14 protein-coding genes are annotated in these 16,894 nt (G+C 51.0%); 7 read left to right on the forward strand and 7 right to left on the reverse strand.

Translation table 11 applies throughout. The features are described 5' to 3' along the window. Positions 1-126: 126 nt before the first annotated feature. The 4 genes from BTA51_RS13615 to BTA51_RS13630 all read right to left on the reverse strand — a co-directional run bounded on the left by BTA51_RS13615 (position 127) and on the right by BTA51_RS13630 (position 4,643). Complete coding sequence (locus BTA51_RS13615; RefSeq protein WP_094708029.1) at positions 127-1,134, reverse strand: alpha-ketoacid dehydrogenase subunit beta; 1,008 nt, start codon at positions 1,132-1,134, stop codon at positions 127-129. After that, positions 1,127-2,149 (reverse strand): thiamine pyrophosphate-dependent dehydrogenase E1 component subunit alpha, encoded by a 1,023-nt coding sequence (locus BTA51_RS13620; protein WP_094708031.1) that lies wholly within the window; start codon positions 2,147-2,149, stop codon positions 1,127-1,129. The genes BTA51_RS13615 and BTA51_RS13620 overlap by 8 nt, the downstream gene beginning before the upstream one ends. A gap of 182 nt (positions 2,150-2,331) precedes the next feature. Beyond that, positions 2,332-2,787, reverse strand: coding sequence for a GNAT family N-acetyltransferase (locus BTA51_RS13625; RefSeq protein ID WP_094708033.1), 456 nt, complete (start codon positions 2,785-2,787; stop codon positions 2,332-2,334). Positions 2,788-2,918: 131 nt separating this feature from the next. Then, positions 2,919-4,643 (reverse strand): NINE protein, encoded by a 1,725-nt coding sequence (locus BTA51_RS13630; protein ID WP_094708035.1) that lies wholly within the window; start codon positions 4,641-4,643, stop codon positions 2,919-2,921. A 226-nt stretch (positions 4,644-4,869) separates the two neighbouring features. Between BTA51_RS13630 and BTA51_RS13635 the strand changes: the two genes are divergently transcribed. Then, the gene (locus BTA51_RS13635; RefSeq protein WP_094708037.1) at positions 4,870-5,382 is read left to right on the forward strand and encodes a MerR family transcriptional regulator; all 513 of its coding nucleotides are present in this window, start codon (positions 4,870-4,872) and stop codon (positions 5,380-5,382) included. A gap of 12 nt (positions 5,383-5,394) precedes the next feature. On the opposite strand, the gene BTA51_RS30185 is transcribed toward BTA51_RS13635, so the two are convergent. Further along, positions 5,395-5,574 (reverse strand): hypothetical protein, encoded by a 180-nt coding sequence (locus BTA51_RS30185; protein ID WP_094708039.1) that lies wholly within the window; start codon positions 5,572-5,574, stop codon positions 5,395-5,397. Between the two features lie 133 nt (positions 5,575-5,707). On the opposite strand from BTA51_RS30185, the gene BTA51_RS13645 reads away from it, so the two are divergent. Then, entirely contained in the window at positions 5,708-6,085 is a 378-nt protein-coding gene (locus tag BTA51_RS13645; protein WP_094708041.1) for a hypothetical protein, read from the forward strand. 20 nt (positions 6,086-6,105) lie between these two features. Here the strand turns inward: BTA51_RS13645 and BTA51_RS13650 are convergent, their stop codons facing one another. Beyond that, entirely contained in the window at positions 6,106-6,792 is a 687-nt protein-coding gene (locus BTA51_RS13650; protein ID WP_246841034.1) for a Crp/Fnr family transcriptional regulator, read from the reverse strand. Between the two features lie 127 nt (positions 6,793-6,919). Between BTA51_RS13650 and BTA51_RS13655 the strand changes: the two genes are divergently transcribed. From BTA51_RS13655 to BTA51_RS13665, 3 genes are all read left to right on the forward strand, one after another. Next, a complete protein-coding gene (locus tag BTA51_RS13655) occupies positions 6,920-8,953 on the forward strand; it encodes a CHASE2 domain-containing protein (protein WP_094708045.1) in 2,034 nt (677 codons plus the stop codon). 394 nt (positions 8,954-9,347) lie between these two features. After that, on the forward strand, positions 9,348-12,752 hold the full coding sequence (locus BTA51_RS13660) for a FecR domain-containing protein (protein WP_094708047.1): 3,405 nt from the start codon (positions 9,348-9,350) through the stop codon (positions 12,750-12,752). 29 nt (positions 12,753-12,781) lie between these two features. After that, complete coding sequence (locus BTA51_RS13665; protein ID WP_094708049.1) at positions 12,782-13,171, forward strand: hypothetical protein; 390 nt, start codon at positions 12,782-12,784, stop codon at positions 13,169-13,171. Between the two features lie 126 nt (positions 13,172-13,297). Here the strand turns inward: BTA51_RS13665 and BTA51_RS13670 are convergent, their stop codons facing one another. Continuing rightward, on the reverse strand, positions 13,298-13,993 hold the full coding sequence (locus tag BTA51_RS13670; RefSeq protein WP_094708051.1) for a zinc metallopeptidase: 696 nt from the start codon (positions 13,991-13,993) through the stop codon (positions 13,298-13,300). Between the two features lie 271 nt (positions 13,994-14,264). Here BTA51_RS13670 and BTA51_RS13675 point away from each other — a divergent pair, with 271 nt between their 5' ends. Both BTA51_RS13675 and BTA51_RS13680 read left to right on the forward strand, forming a co-directional pair. Beyond that, complete coding sequence (locus BTA51_RS13675) at positions 14,265-15,020, forward strand: hypothetical protein (RefSeq protein ID WP_094708053.1); 756 nt, start codon at positions 14,265-14,267, stop codon at positions 15,018-15,020. 41 nt (positions 15,021-15,061) lie between these two features. Continuing rightward, the gene (locus BTA51_RS13680; protein ID WP_094708055.1) at positions 15,062-16,843 is read left to right on the forward strand and encodes a carbohydrate binding domain-containing protein; all 1,782 of its coding nucleotides are present in this window, start codon (positions 15,062-15,064) and stop codon (positions 16,841-16,843) included. The last annotated feature ends 51 nt before the right edge of the window (positions 16,844-16,894 follow it).

Here is a 16,894-nt window from a genome sequence, read left to right on the forward strand (position 1 = left end):
TTACAGATTGTTTATGGAGTGGCTATATAACGGCAGCGCTCAGGCGCTTTCGGGGCAGAAGATGGCATTAGGCGGGTGAAATGTGGCGAAATATGACAAGACTAAAGAATCAGTTCTATCAATTTGCTACGACTGACAGATCTCTTTCACGGCCTCGATAATACGTTTCACGCTTGGCAGGGTGTCTTTTTCAAGACGGTGGTTATAAGGAATGGTACCTTCGACACATACTCGAACGAATGTTGGGTGTAATCCGGCTTCCAGTACCGTGGCTGCCAGTTCTCCTGAGAGCCCATAGTTTCGATAATCTTCATCGACAACCACCATTCGTCCGGTCTTGGCCACAGATCGTCGTATCGACTCCCGGTCCAATGGCGACAGGCATCGCAGATCAATCACTTCGCACTGTATATTGTCACTGGCCAAGGCCTCCGCTGCAGCCAGCGCCCGGTGTACCCCCACGGCAAGAGAAAGGATGGTAACATCGCCGCCTTCCCGGCGGGTTACTGCTCTGCCGAAAGGCGCGAATTCATCTTCGTTCACCATCCCGCTGGCATTTTCCGGGACATCAAATTCAAGATCCTCCCGACCCAGCCGCCCCAGGAATTCCAGCCACTCTTCAGACAGCAGTTTGGGTTCAAACAATATCACCGGGCCGGAATGCCTGAGAGCGGTGCGGGTAAGTCCATAGGCATCCATCGGTGTTGACGGAATGATGGTGGTTAAACCAGGAATTGCAGACAGCATTCCCCAAAGAGACTGGGCATGTTGCCCTCCATCCCCATAACCGCCACCGCTGGGAGCACGAATCAGTACCGGGCAATGCCATTCTCCCCCTGAAAAAGCTTCCAGCTTTGCCATATGATTCAGCACAGCATCAAATGCCACCGCGAGGAAATCCACCATATAAAGTTCGACTATCGGTCGCAATCCTTCCATTGCAGCGCCTACCGCCGCACCGATAAACGCACTTTCGCTGATCGGGGCCCCCATTACCCGTTCGACACCGAATCGGGCATATAAAGGAGCGCGCAACATCGGGACGTCTTCACCAATAAGTACAATCGATTCGTCTTCACTCATGGCATTCTCGATGGCCCGATCGATAGCCTGGCCCAAGCTCAGTTCAATCATGCTCCTCTCCCAGAGAAACGGCGACGGCACATCTGATTTCCTCTTGCGCTTCGAGGTCGATTTTTGCAACGTCATACCCCTGCTTTGACAGCCGTTTCCGGGTAATCACCAAGGGGTCTTTGTCGTCACCATGTGCAGGCGTGTGTCTGATTTTACCGATCGCTCCCATCATTCTGGTAAGGCCCGTCGCTCTCGAAATCAGACCACTCCCTCCCTGCGAAAAAGCCCCACCGACCACCTTTGTCAGGGTGTCTCTACCATCACTCACTGGATGCCGCGCGAGCCTGACCAATGCGTCCCCCAGATAATGTCCGTCCATTCGGGGACATCTTGCGTAAAGAAATGCCGGTCCCTTTCCTGCTCGCACATTTTTGACGAGCGCTTTCGCTGCTTGACTGACGTCTTCAATATCTGCACCGTCGGCGTTGCCCACCAGCCAGCCGAAGGAACGGGCGCGCTCAGGCAGGCTACCCGCCGTTAAGGACTCTGAAGACGTGGTAATGGCCCATCCATTATCGATACAGACCACCAGCAACGGCAGTTTCCATACTGTGGCAAGATTAAGCGTTTCAAGTGCCATTCCCTGGTTCAGAGCACCGTCACCTATTTGAGCAACCGCCAGGGCGTGCGGCCGCAACCGCTTTGCCGCCAGTGCAAATCCAGCGCCTGTCGGTAACGACGCCCCAACTATGCCTGATGTGGCAATCCGGTAATCCCGGGAAAAGAGATGCATATGTCCGCCCCTGCCGTGACAGAGACCATCTTCACGTCCCAGCAATTCTTTGATCACCGGCACCAGAGGAACCCCTCTGGCAACCACGAAGGATGAGCAGCGGTGGGTAAGGGACAGGGAGTCTTCGGCTGTCAAACACGCTGTAACCGCCGCAGCGACAAGCTCTTCACCTGTACTGGCATGCATTTCACCGGTAATCAGGCCTTGCTCCCACAGCTCTGCAACAGCCAGTTCAAATTCACGTGACCGGGACATATTGCGGTAGATGTTGACAAGCTCCATGCTGCCTCCAGGGAAAATCACCTCAGGGCTTAGCGGCTTAAGTACAACTCGTCGTAATACAACTCGGCTTAATACAAAATAGGCAGATTCTGTGAGAGTAGACCCAGATCTTTGACATTGCCATTTCCCGAATCAATTCCCGGCCCATTGACATGGGCCGGGATTCCAGCGAATGGTGAGACTTACAATGCCCTGGTCATGAATACGCTATTGGGATCATCCTTGTACCCGGCAAACGGACCACAGTATTCGAACCCGAATCCAGCATAGAGTTGCCTGGCAGGTTCAAATGAGGCTTGTGAGCCGGTTTCCAGACTTAGCCGGGCATAATTGCGTTTTTTGGCTTCATCCAATAAGTGCTGGAGCATTTGCCTTGCAATGCCTTTCCTTTGATATGCTTCCGCTGTGCGCATGGACTTTATCTCAGCATGGGAGGCATCAAGTTCTTTGAGGGCACCGCAACCGATGATCAGGTCACCTTCCCATGCGCTCCAAAAGGTTATCTCCGGTTTCTTCAACCCTTCAAGATCCAGGGCATGGATACTTTCCGGGGGCGAACGTCGCTTCATTTCCTGCATATGCTCATTTAGCAACCCGGCCACTTCCGGACCGGTCAGGTCGTCAATCTTGATTTCCATATGGCTCTACTTCCCAACAAAGTGTCAACAACATCAATGAACAACGCTCGCGATCGCCGGCAGTCTGATTGCTGCCGGCTTATTATGGGTATATCAACTCTTTGAATATCCGATGAAGCATCGGGTATTGATCATTTCACGCCACGATTGATCGCTTTACCTTCTCTGAAACTACCGGCGATATTTCTCAACAAGTCGGCCTTTTCGTCAAATTTTGAAGCCAGTGACCAGCCGATCACCTGATAGTAATGGTCTTTACCTTCAATCGTGGTTAACAGATAGGTGACCTTGATTCCCTCTGCAGAGCCGGTAAAAGCCATTTGCTCTGCCGGCAGATCACCCACCATTACCGCCTCACGCTCATAAACGATGTTAGGGGATTTCAAGGCATCGAACATCAATGACTGGATCAAATCGGTATAAGCAGTGAGGGTATAACCATCTTCAAAATCCAGTTTGGGTTCTTCCAGAATCAGGTAGTAGGCATCTTCAAAAACATTGCCAACGCCCAGAGAAGCCTCTTCATTCAGCTGATCCATCCGATCCCAACTGGCAGGAATGTCCAGGGACAAGCGGCCGTCCTTACTACGTGCTGTCTGCCCCAGCTCCGATCCCGAGCTACTTGTATTCGTTCGGCCTGTGTTACTCGCATTTGTCCCGCCAGTGTCGCTTCCGCCCGAACTGGAAGATGATCTGCTCAGGCTGGAGCTACCTCCACCCCGGCATTCTGCAACTCGGTATTTTTCCAGCATGGTGCCGCCGTAGCAGGTCCACTCAATCTGACCATTGTTTTCGACCGGTTCCAATTCAATCGTGTTGTCGCTGCCCAGCGTCTTGATATTGAAGGTAGCGACAATCACGGCGTTTTCTATCACCTGAATATCAACCACCTCATTCCCGATATGTTCGGGCAAATTAGCATCCAGGTTCTGGTTAGGATAAAAACCGGTGGTCTGAATAAATTCTGAAACCTTGTCACGGGTATCAATGACTAATGGAAATGCACCCGCAACCCTGGCCCGGGTGATGTAGTCCTGGTAGGCGGGAATAGCCACCGCAGCCAAAATACCCGTCATCATGATAAACAGGAACACACCGACGATTGCGGCCACAATCACCCCCGCGCTGGAAGGCACCTTGCCGTACTTGCGCTCCCAACGCTCTTGCGGGGTCACGAAGAAGACAATGGCTTCAATCAACGAAATGATGCTGGGAATCAGGGAACCTGCAAACAACAAATAAAATATTCCCCACCACTGCCCCAGATAAAACCGATGAACCCCGAAGCCTCCCAACAGTATTGCGAGAACACCGGCAACATACTTGTTCTTTGAATGAAAGACGATCTGTTTGTAATCACATACAGGACAACGGGATGCCTTCGGCGAGATGCTTGCACCACAGTGACGACAGAACACTTCAGGTTCATGATCAACCTGAGCTGCAGGCGTACGATACATGGAGTCCGTCTGGCTGGCCTGGGTCTCCGGCTCGTTCTTTGGAGCCTGAGCCGAACGCTCCATGATCTGAGCTGCGGGTTCTTGCATGCGCGGTTCATCAAGGGGCGGCTCATCGACAGACGGTTCATCAATAGGCAGCACAGACAACTCCGGAGCCTGAGGAGGCAGCCCGACCAGCTCACAGCTTCCGCCCGCCCGCTCAATGGCGACCCGGTATTTCTCCGCCATCGCCTGATCCACTCCTTTCTTGATGACCTGGCGCCCCTTGGCCATCATCTTGCGGACGACAGCCGCATCTGTTTTAAACAGTTTGGCAAGCCTGGGAAGCGCCTCCTCGACATCCACTCCCGGCTGGCATTGTCCCAATAAAACTATATCGACATTCGAATCAGACACGTCTATTCCTGTTGGTTAATCACTGGTCTATTTAATATGTATGCATTTTTAATCCACAAGTCTTTCTTTTTCCAGAAATTAATGCAACTAGAGCTTGCACTATAGGTTTACGGAGATGGTCTATCCTGTCGTTGACCTGTCTATTGGTTTAGGGTTTAAGGTTAAAAATACAACACAGCATCATCGAGCAAGACACCATAGAACAAGACATTTAAGAGGAAGCAGCGTGCTTACGGTGACCCAACTGGCCAACAAGTACCGGATATCTCGCGCCACAGTGCTCTACTACGAACGTGCCGGCCTTCTGAAGCCCACAGTCCGGTCAGATAACGGGTATCGCTGGTATGGTAAAAAGGAAGCTGAAAGGCTGGAAAGCATTCTCGCTTACCGCTCTTACGGTGTCCCTGTGGCACAGATTCAGGCACTTCTGGATCGGGAAGGCTCCAGAGCCCAGGAGGATATTCTGCGGGATCAGTTCAATCACCTTGAGGCCGAAATCAGGAAGCTGCGTCAGCAGCAAAAAGCCATTGTTGCCCTGTTACAGCAGCCGGACCTAATGGGAAAGCCCTCGGTGACTAAACAGCGCTGGGTGGAAATCATGCAGGCAGCCGGCTTTGATGAAGAGGATATGATTCAGTGGCACAGGCAATTCGAAAAGATGGAACCGGAAGAGCATCAAAAGTTTCTGGAGTCTCTGGGAATAGATACAGATGAAATCAGGCGGATACGTAACTTTTGATTTATAGCTTGTTCAAATATTGTTCCGACGGATCATTTCAGGATAGTAACGATCAATTATTTCTTCACCGGAGGGTAAACGAGTGTCGAGAGCCTTTTCATAATCCTGCAACTCGACAATGCACGCTTTTAGTCCCTCAATATCCTTTTGTTCATCGAACCTTCTAATGTCCATGGACTCACGACTCTCCATTTGGAAGTTTTCCAAGATGTAAAAATTTCACAATTTTGAAGTAGTAAATTTTACAGCATGCCTTCAGCTTCCGCGTGATGATAGCCAACAGAAGCACAGCCACTAACAACCACTAGGGCCAGGAGAATCCCCCATGAAAGTCTGCATTGATACTCCACTGACGCTGATTGCCATGGCGTTAGCCATTTTTACCAGCATCACGTTGAGTAGCCGACACGCAATGGAACATGGCCACAATGAGATTTTCAAACAGACAAAGGCAGCCTTATCATACAACGATTCCCATACAGTCAGTGGCTACAACTCAGGCAGAAACGATTCGTCAGATAAAAGCTATCAATCAAATAGGGAAAGCTTGTCAGACAAAGACTACCGACCAGGCAGAGCTTCCCGACTGGGATCAACACAGACAACGAGCGACCTGGAATCACTGAGATTCTCAAATATTGGTAACTACAACCTGTCCGTCAGCCAACAAAGATTACTGGAACTGTGGGGGCTGACAGAATAATCCGGCGGAGCAGTCAGGAATCAATAATGCGCAGGCAACTCATCATTGATGACAATTCTCTTTTTCTCCATACGGATATAACCCCCTACCACCAAATCTTTCATGATACGAGAAACCATTTCCCGGCTCGCCCCTACCCGATTGGCAATATCCTGCTGGGTCAAGGGGATTTCAGTCACCAGTTGATCTCCCTTCTTTTCCGAAAGCTGCAGCAAGGTATTGGCGACTCGTCCATAGACATCCATCAATGCCAGATTCTTTACGCTGGAAGTTAATGAGCGAACTCTCTGTGAAAGATAGCGCACCAGGTTATAGGCGAGTTCAGGATTATGTCGAAAGGCCTCGATAAGCGCATGTCTGCTCAAAATGAGGCAGCGACAGGGTTCCGTCGTCACCACCGAGGCAGAACGCTCTTGCTCATCGAACAATGCCAACTCACCAAAATGATCTCCGGCTTTCAGATCATTTAATGTGACTTCTTTTCCGTTTTCATCACTACAGAAAACCCGAACTCGCCCGGACACGATGATATAGAGGGAATCACTCTGGTCTCCTTCGGTAATCACAATGGCATTCTTTTGAAAACTGCGGAAAACTGCGTGCTTCTCCATTTGCTGGAGTTGTTCAGGTGCAAACCCGGAAAACAGCGGTATATTGGCCAGGTAGCTCATAGCGGTACTCTCCAATGTCTTTTGGTGAACCGGCACAATCCAATCCGGCTCTCTTTTTATTGTTAACTTCGTACTGCATCAATGTATTGTTCACATACATCATCGGATTCTATAGTGAATTATATGGTATGCCTCATTTAAAAAATTTTCTGTAGAAATTTTTATGGACAGAGCTGCATTGCGCTATTGGAAATACTGGCCGCTACCTCTTGTACTGATGTTTATTTTTTCCGGCTGGATGATTTCGCCCTGGGGACAATCCGTCGAAGAAGGATTCGGATTGGATACCCTGTTCCTTATCCGCGGTCCGCAGCCTCCCCCTAAAGACGTGGTCACCGTCACCATCACGGAAAAAACCTCCGACGCCTTAAAACTTCCCCGGCATCTGACTTCCTGGCCCCGTTCCGTCTACGCAGAGGCAATTCAGACATTGGATTCCCTTTCTACAAAACAGATAGTGTTTGATATCTACTTCAAGGATCCGGGAACCCCTGAAGCCGACATGCAATTTGCCCGAGCATTACAGAACAACGGCAAATCCCTGCTGTTTGCTTACAGTGAACGACTGATTACCGAGTTAAACAGACAGCATATCCAACAAGACCATATCATCGAGCCGCTGACGATTTTTGCGGAGTCCGCACGGGGCACGGCTCCCTTCCTGCTGCCGAAAGTATCATCCAAAGTCACACGCTACTGGCTTAGATGGGAAGCGCCTTCTACACGACTAACCCTCCCCGCAGTCGCCTACCTGCAAGCATCCACTGACAAAGTCAGGGCCAGAAATTATCTTGACCGGTTGGAGGATACCCAGATCTACAATTACTATGGCCCGCCCCGCTCCATCCCCAGTATCGCCCTTGAAGATCTTCTAGCCCGGCCGGAAAGTTACGCGTCCCTTATCAAAGACTCCGTAGTCTTTATTGGGTATTCAGCCAACTATCAACCCGACCAGAAAGATGGCTTCTATACCCCTTTCACCTCTAACACCGGGTTAGACATCAGTGGCGTTGAGCTGGCTGCCACGGCCTTTGCCAATCTCACCGAAGGTGCCAACCTTCGGTACAATCTTTTTCTCTGGGTTTGTGTGCTTGTCATGTATGGCTTAGCAGTATTTGCAGCGGGAATCACGCTATCCCCTGCCCGGGGATTGACGGTCATCTGTCTGCTCGCTGTCGTCTATGGCGGGATAAGCGAAAGTCTGTTTGCCAGATTTCATTATTGGCTCCCCTGGGTAACGCCGCTATTGATGGTGACACCGACGGCGGCACTATACGGTTTCTGGCACCGATGGCGGCTTGCCACAGGCCAAAGACAGCGGCTGGAGACTATATTCGGCCGTTATCTGCCGACAAAAGAAATTCATCGTCTGGCAGCCCACCCAGCCCAACTTCCAGAGCAGGAATCGATGTTTGGGGTATGCCTAGTCACTGATGCTGCAGGATATACCACTGTGGCGGAAAGACTGGAACCTGAACAGCTCAGTGTTCTACTTGAGCAATACTACGAGGCGATTATCACTCCCATCCGGCAGCATGGCGGGGTTATCTCAGATGTCACCGGAGATGGTGTGATCGCACTGTGGCCGCACATTCCACCTGATAATATCTGGAACACCCTTAGGCCGGTAATCGATGAGCTTCAGGTATCTATCGCTCAATTCAATCGGCATCACCCCCAGACAGCCCTACCCACAAGAATAGGTATTCACGCAGGCAATGTGGTAATGGGCCATTTTGGTGCTTCTGATCATTTTGAATACCGGGCCATCGGAGATATCGTCAACACGACATCCCGTATTGAAAACGCCAATAAGCCTCTGGGACAGATGCTTCTGATCAGCGAAGCCTGTGTTGCGCCGGCGGGACCTGATGATGAATTATCAGAAGAACTGAGGCTGCTGGGTCATTTCGTGTTGCCGGGCAAGCAGCAACCACTGACTCTATATACCTTGATGCAGCCCCCTTGGGACAGACAGAAAGAGCGTGAATTTCGACATGCCCTGACCCAATTTCGCCATGGAGATTTCTCCCAGGCAATCAATACATTTACCCAACTGCACACCCTCACCCAGGATGCCGCCTGTAACTTCTACCGTCATAAATGCGATATAGACTCACCCTTCATACTTTCCCAAACAGCCCACGACCATGTGATATCCCTGACCAAGGAAATGAGCGCAACACCCTGTAATTGAACTGGATTTATTTCCCAAATGCGCCCACAATGCAGAGATAACTATCACTCTCATCGTTCATTCAACGATGCAAACGAACAGGCAATGGAAGCCAGCCTCAATTAATGGTTTCTGCCGGTTTTATGGTGTTCTGATGACGTCCAGATTGCTCTGTTAACGTCCAGGCCATTGAGTAAAAAGTAGGTTAGAGCCAAAGAGTAGGAATAGGAAAGAGAAACGCTAGGTATGGCGGATATTGGACGGAGAAGGAGTCACGGCTGACTCACATCCGGCAGTAAGATTGTCCTCACGCAGTTATCAGCCTGAAATAATAACAAAGCTGTAAAGCAGATACCGTTGTGCAACCTCGATATGAGCATTGTCCAACGGCATTCAATTTGTTCAGGAGTGCTCAGTGGGCGTTCTTCTGCGTGACCATTTGCTGTTCCGCAAGAGGTCATCCCGGAGTTTTACCGGGGTTGTATTTTGGGGATTTCTTTTTTTATTGCCTGGGCCTGCCTTTGCCTCACCTCCCTGTAGCCAGTGGATGGGAAAGGTCATCGCGGTCGACGGCACTCTCGAATTGTCTCATCCGAACCAATCCTGGAGCAGGCTACAGGCAGGACAATATGTCTGTCCCGGAGACGTACTTCGCACCGGTATCAACAGCCGCGCTTCCATCTACCTGAGCAACAACACTTACATGCGGCTTAATCAGGTCACGCTGGTCCACTTTCCTGACAGCCCGAAAAATGAGAGCTTCTGGATCCAGCTGCAATCGGGAATAGCTCATTTCCTCAGTCGTATTACCCATCGCTTTGAAGTAGAGACTCCTTACGTTAACGCCATGGTAGAGGGCACCGAGTTTGTGGTGAGCGCCTCTCAGCAAGGCTCTGTAACAGTCATTGAAGGGCGGCTTCTCACGTCTGCCGGCTCCAGGCAGTTATCTATCGGCCAGGGAGAAATGGCCCAGATATCTCCCTCAGACAAATCACTGCAAGCGATCAGGATAGATTCCACACAAAGTGTGGACTGGGCCGTCTATTTCCCCCCGCTCATTACACTGGAGGAACTGATTTCGAAGTCTTCTGACGACAGAGAGCAATCCATCCTGAGGCAGTCCTACGATCTGATTAACAGCCGGGAGACTGATGCAGCGCTCAGCCTACTGGAAGCACAACCCGATCAATCTCCAGCTATCCGTCTGACCCGTGCGGCAATTCAATTATCCCTGGGTCAGTCAGAGGAAGCCGAATCTTCTCTTATTGCTTTACAGAACGACCCGGAACTGGCTCCGCAGGCTTTGTCATTACAGGCGATACTAGAAGTGATTCGCAGTCAGCCGGATGCGGCTTTAGATGCTGCCCGGAGTGCCTCTCGCCTGGCACCCGAGAGCGCCGCGGCTCACCTGGCGATGTCTTATGCCTGGCAGGCGAAACTGCAACTCGAAAACGCCACAACCAGCGCAGAACAGGCAACGGTCATGGCTCCAGACAATATATTGGGATGGACCAGGCTGGCAGAGTTATATCTCTCTTCAGCGTCCTATGGCAAAGCAAGACATGCTACCGAACAGGCACAGGCGCTGGCACCTCATCATCCATTGGTGTTGACCATGGCAGGCTACGTTGCTTTGTTTGACCTCGATTTAAGTCAATCAAAACAGCTATTCCAGCAAGCTTTGGAGAAAGACCCCGGCAATCCCTCAACCTGGCTGGGATTGGGCCTCGCATTGCTAAGATCGGGAGACACGGAACAGGGCCGCCATCACCTTGAGATTGCCGTCAGCCTCTCCCCCAATCAAAGTCTGTTACGCAGTTACCTTGGCAGATCTTACTTCGAAGAAAAACGCGGAAGTGATGCAGAAGAACAATGGCAATTGGCAGAAAAGTTCGACCCGAACGATCCCACTCCGATGTTTTATCTGGGGATACATAAGTTGTTCAATAACGATCCTGTTGGTGCAATAGAAGACCTGCAGCATTCAAAAAGTCTCAACGAACACCGCGCAATTTATCGCTCCGACGGCTTGTTGCAAAGTGATGCAGCCAGTCGTAGTGCCGCCCTCGCCCGTGCCTATGATGAGGTTGGGTACGATCAGGCGGTGCTTTTAGAGGGCTGGAAAGCACTCCGGCAGGATCCGGCCAGCCCTGACGGCCACCGCCTGTTGGCAGATCGCTATGCAACTCTACCCAACCATGAAGCGGCACGTGCTTCCGAACTTCTCCAGGCACAATTATGGCAACCGCTGTCGGTCTATCCATTTCAACCCCAACTCAGCGAAACCGGGTTGTCCGTCATTGAAGGATTGGGTCCATCCCTTCCGGGACACAATGAATATCACTCTCTGTTTTCCCAAAACGGACTATACGCTTGGGTAAACGGCATTGCCGGAAGCGACGACACCTGGGGTAACGATGCTGTAATTTCAGCACTGGAAGGCCCGCTGGCCATCAGCTTAGGTCAATACCACTATCAGACAGACGGGTTCAGGGGCCAGGACACAGAACAGGAGCAGGACATCTACAATGGGCTGCTGCAATGGCAGGTTTTGCCTTCGACCAGCATTCAGCTGGAAGCAAGAAAGCTCGATTCCGAGGACCAGATTTACACGCTGAAATCCATTGCGCCGGATGCCGATATCAAGCCCAGGGAAATCAACGAGGAAACTTACCGGCTTGGATTCAGAAGCCGACTCAATCAACAACATAGCATCATATTTTCCGCAATTAGCCAGAACCGGGATGATAACCAGTCTGCCAGCAGTACGGTAACCAACCGGACCCAAAAAACCATTGAAGTGCAACACCTATACAATCAAGAAGATTTTTACCTGCAAACCGGATTGGGTAATTCTGAAATCGAGGGCGATGCCAAAATTGGAAATCCGGGAGATTATTTCCAGCTCGAAGAGACGGAGGATCTCACACACAAACACTTCTATACCTACCTGGGTTATCGGTTTTCTGAACAATTATTTCTGTTATTGGGAGCGGCCTACGACAACCAGGAAACCACACCACAACAGACGATAAAGTTTTACGATATCCCCTTACCCACCGAGAATGCCCCAGATAAACTATCTGAATGGTCGCCCAAATTTGGCTTGGAGTATTCCCCGGTAAATGAGATCACCATGCGTCTGGCAGCCTTTAAAACGATCAAAAGGGATATTGCTGCTGACCAAACGATCGAGCCGGTGCAAGTGGTCGGGTTCAATCAGGTTTACGATGACATTAACAGTGCAGAAGTAAAAGTGTATGCGGTGGGATTGGATTATGTCCCCGACTCCGGAAATCACCTGGGGCTGGAATCCATCTTCCGAAAAGTCAACACCCCTATAGAAGCCTTCCAGGAAGAGCCGGATCAGAACCAAAGGGAATTCAACTACCACCGAATATACTTTTATCACAGTTTTTCTGATCGGATGACCATGGATCTGGGCCACGAGTTCGAAGATATCGATCTGGTCGACAAACAGTTCACTGCCAATGGAAATATTTACCGGACCAAGACATTCATCACCCCGGTAGGAGTCAACTACTACCTACATCAAACCCTGTACGGCCGAATTGAATCCATCTATGCCGACCAGACGGTCGACGCATCATTTTTCTCTGATGATCAACGAGAGTTCAGGGAGCATCTGTGGAATCTGAATTTACAGATCGGATTCAGATTTCCAAAGCGGCTTGGAGAATTGCAGCTGGGCATCAACAATTTGACTGATGAGGATAATGAAATCATCAACAGTGAATTGGACTACCCACGCTTCTACCCCAAAAGGTTCCTCTACAGCCGTATTCAGTTGTCGTTCTAATACCACACACAGCCCTAGCAGGAGGCACCATGAAATCAATAAAAATATTATGCTGTACGGCTCTGATATCAGTATCGCTGAGCGGATGTATGAACTATCACAACAAATACGGTCCGGGAGATCCCAACGACGAATACTTCGGCCCTAACCATCCTGATACCGGTGAAACCCATTACAAACAATCCAAGGACCGGGTAGCACCATACCGGATCACCATGACCAGTGACGGGGACATCGTGGTGCTGGATGCACAAGGCAGAGAGATTCCGGCGAACGCCGATTATCCGGTTAAAGTGCGCGCCCACTATATTGAAGCTATCGAGACCGTGACCATCGTCAGATACCGCGGATCACCTGAATACGACGTCGTGGAAGCCAACGGAAAGACCTACCATATTCCCGTTGCACATACTCACTAGTTCAGGCGAGATAGCTGTTCAGACGAATAGAAGGTCAGACGAAACGGTGATTTAATCCAGATGATACAGCGACAATTGCGACCCGGGCCGGGAGTAGTTGTCGCCTCCTTCTGGATCTGACAGAAGTTACCTGATAACCCCACGCAATATTGCCAGCCAACGCCACAGCTGGAGAACATTGACTAATGCCCCGGCAAAATAAGTCAGTGCAGCGGCAGTCAGAATCTGTTTCACAATCGGTTGGTGTTGAGGTGGCAGGTATTCACCCTGGAACAGAATCGGCATGGCCTTATTAAAGCTTGCATCCCACTCCATGGGCAGGATGATCAGTTGCATTAGAGCAGATGCCAGCATAGCCAGCACTCCGGCCAGGGCCGTCAGCAGAGCAAGTTGCGGTATGTGAACAATGGCCAGCACCAAAGGCGACGCCATCAATATCACCGTGCCCAGTCTCTGCACCATGGAAGCCATCGGGGTGTAGTGTTCACGCAAATGGGTAATGGTTTCCTTACGTCCATACTGAATTGCATGACCTACCTCATGAGCCGCCACCGCAACAGCGGTGAGCGAACGGCCGTCATAGACTTCCGGACTTAACCGGACACATTTCTCACCCGGCGAAAAATGATCATTGCCTGACTCGGTTCGCTCTACTTTGGTTTCCTCCAGCCCAAATCGCTTCAGTAAGTGGTCAGCCAGCTCGGCCCCCGTTCCGGGAATCGAGTCCAGATTGGCACTGTGCTTATTCAAAACATGCCTGACCCAGAGGCTGGGTCCTGCAATAATCAATAGCAATAAGATCAAAGCGATAAAATAGATCAAACCAATTTCCTGATGTCAGTTCACAATTCTGCCGAGTATACCTTAACGGGTTTGCGCGACACATAGAGCTGACAGCTCTTCAAACATCAGCACTACCGCCCGGATAAGCCAAACGACCTAGCCAGATCAGACCGACTCCCTACCTTTCCTACCGATATCCCGCAACAGCGGTTTCCATTACTCTGCGGACCATTATCACAAAAACAGCTAACTCTATAATTTTAAAGACTTTTAGTAACACACTATCACCAATTCATCAGGAAAACTTGGAATGAAAATGAACGCGACAACGACTATCGTGGCTGTCGTCGGAGCCTGCGCACTGGTTGGCTACCAGTTATGGCAGTCTCCCAAACCTGTGAAATCAGATGTTGAAATGGTCAGCCAGAGTAGTACGCCAACCGGAACTTCCGGAGGGCATTCAACCGCCAGCCCTACATCATCTTCGCAAGCGCCCCATGCAGCTGCCGGACAATTCCGCTCAGCTCCGGGTGCTTCAGCCGCCTCGATTTCACGCCGGCCACACGATGAAATGCCTATTCCCGACCCGATTCCCCGCCAACTGGGATCAAACACATCTGCTCCCGTACAGCTATGGGAACTGGATCCGGTGAACAACAACAGAATTGAGGTCGACGGTATCTCCGCCACCCCATTGCATGTTGAAACCACCAAGCTGGACGGCATCACCGTCGGGCAGACCCTGGAGCTTCCGATTCCCGCCCTCAACAAGGTGCTCTCTGCCGAAATAGAAAGTACTCACAACCAGCTGGGACAGGTGAAAGTCTGGAAAGGACCTATCAGTGGTGGAGACATCACCGACAACCTGATCATCACTCAGGGGGAAATCAATACGGTCGTCGTGGTGTCGACCATTCAGGGGACCTACACGGTCACCATCGATAACACCACAGGTCAGGCAACCCTGGTAGACGAAGCTGACGTCAATGCCGGAATCATACCGCACGATGACTCGCGCACGGTTCCGCCTATTGAGCTTACTCCGCCAAATGCAACCGCAAGCTGATTGGGCTTGCACTTAACAACCCAATTGAAGGGATACCTATAATGAAGAAAAAACTTTCTTGTGCACTAGGCGCCTTCATCATGAGTGCCGGCATCGCCCATGCAGAAAATGTTGTCGATGTCCTGGTACTTTACACCGATGAAGCCCTGCAGACCCAGAATGGTCGGGATATCGCCGCTCGTGCCGCCGCCTATATTGAATTCAGTAATCAAGCCTATGCCAACAGCAACGTTGACATGAAGCTGCGGTTAGTCGGACTGGAAAACCTGGATGCGGGTTACACTCGTGTCAACGGTTCCAATCTGGACGCCTTCCGCAATAACCGCGAAGTTGCCAGCCTGCGTCAGCGTTATGGCGCCGACCTGGTGACTTTGCTGAACCTGCGCCAACCCATGTCCGGCGGATACGTTTGCGGTATCGGCTACGTGCCTCCCGGAAACAGCTCCAGCGGTACCCTGTACAGCAATGCCCCTTCCCTCGCCTTCAGCCTGGTAGGAGTGGATTGTGGTCTTAACACCTTCTCCCACGAACTTGGGCACAACATGAGCCTTGGTCATTCCTACGCCCAGAACACTGAGGGCGGTACTTGGTCATGGGCCCGTGGCCATGGGGTATACGGCACGTTCAGCACCATCATGGCTTATCCGCAAAGCTATGGAACCTATAATCAGTTGCAACAGTTCTCCAACCCTCGCCAGGTAAAATGTGAAGGACAGGCCTGTGGCGTTGACATGAACCGTTCTGACGGCGCCGATGCTGCCACCAACCTGGTACGCCTGGGCAGCCAGATCGCCAGCTTTGTGCCGACTGTCGTGGATAACGGCGACGATGGTGATGATGGAGACAACGGCGGTGATGACGGTGGTGATGGTAATCTGCCGGTGTGCAATAAGCCGAATCTGGAGAATAACCTGGTAGAGGACGGTGACTTTAACGATCTCAGCAGTTGGGAAAACTTCTCCCAGGCCGGTCAGTTGAGTCAGGACACCAAAACCAAAGAGTGTAAAGACAACATTCTGAAGGTGACCAATCGCTCTGCATTCTACTCAGGCCCATTCCAGTCCCTGACCGGAAAACTGCAAGCCGGCAAACAGTACCGGGTCACCGCGAAGATCGGACTGGGCAGCAACGGCAGCCGTGATAATGCCCGCATGGCTCTGCAGGTTAAGGATGGTGCCGGTTTCCGTTACCAGTATCTGCCGAAGGTCTCTGTTACCTCTTCTGAAATGACAGACTATGACCAGACATTTACGGTTGAGGCGGATGACTCGCTAAGCTCCATCGGTCTGCTCGTTTACGGCCCACAAGCAGGTCTGGACCTGTTGGTCGATGAGGTCAAAATTGAAGAAGTCGGAAGCGGCACAACGGCCCCTGGCTCCAAAGAAATATACCGCAATGGCTTTGAACAAAGCACTCAGGGTTGGGGCCGCTACTTCGGTGGATCTCTGGCACTGTCCCGCACGGCCAAAGACGGCAACTACAGTCTGGCCAGCTACAACCGCTACTACTGGTACACCGGCCCGGCTCTGGACGTTAACGGCCTGATGGACAGCGGCAATACCTATAAGGTCAATGCTGATGTTTACCTGAAGAGCAACAACCTGAGCAGCGATGATGTTGAGTTCTGGCTCTACATGGTGGATGACAATGGTCCACGCTGGAAGAAACTGAGCAGCGATTCCATTCCGGTATCCAGCTGGCAGAATCTGCAGACCGAGATCAATGTAGAAGCGAATGGAGCTATTACACAGATGCGTCTGCATGTTATCGGCCCGGATCCTTACACAAGAATCTACATCGATAATCTGGTAATCACCAAATAAGGCCTGCCTTATTCGGATGCATACACATCAAGCGCCTCGGCTAATGCCCGG

The sequence above is a fragment of the Hahella sp. CCB-MM4 genome (assembly GCF_002260525.1).
In the GTDB taxonomy this organism is placed as follows: domain Bacteria; phylum Pseudomonadota; class Gammaproteobacteria; order Pseudomonadales; family Oleiphilaceae; genus Hahella.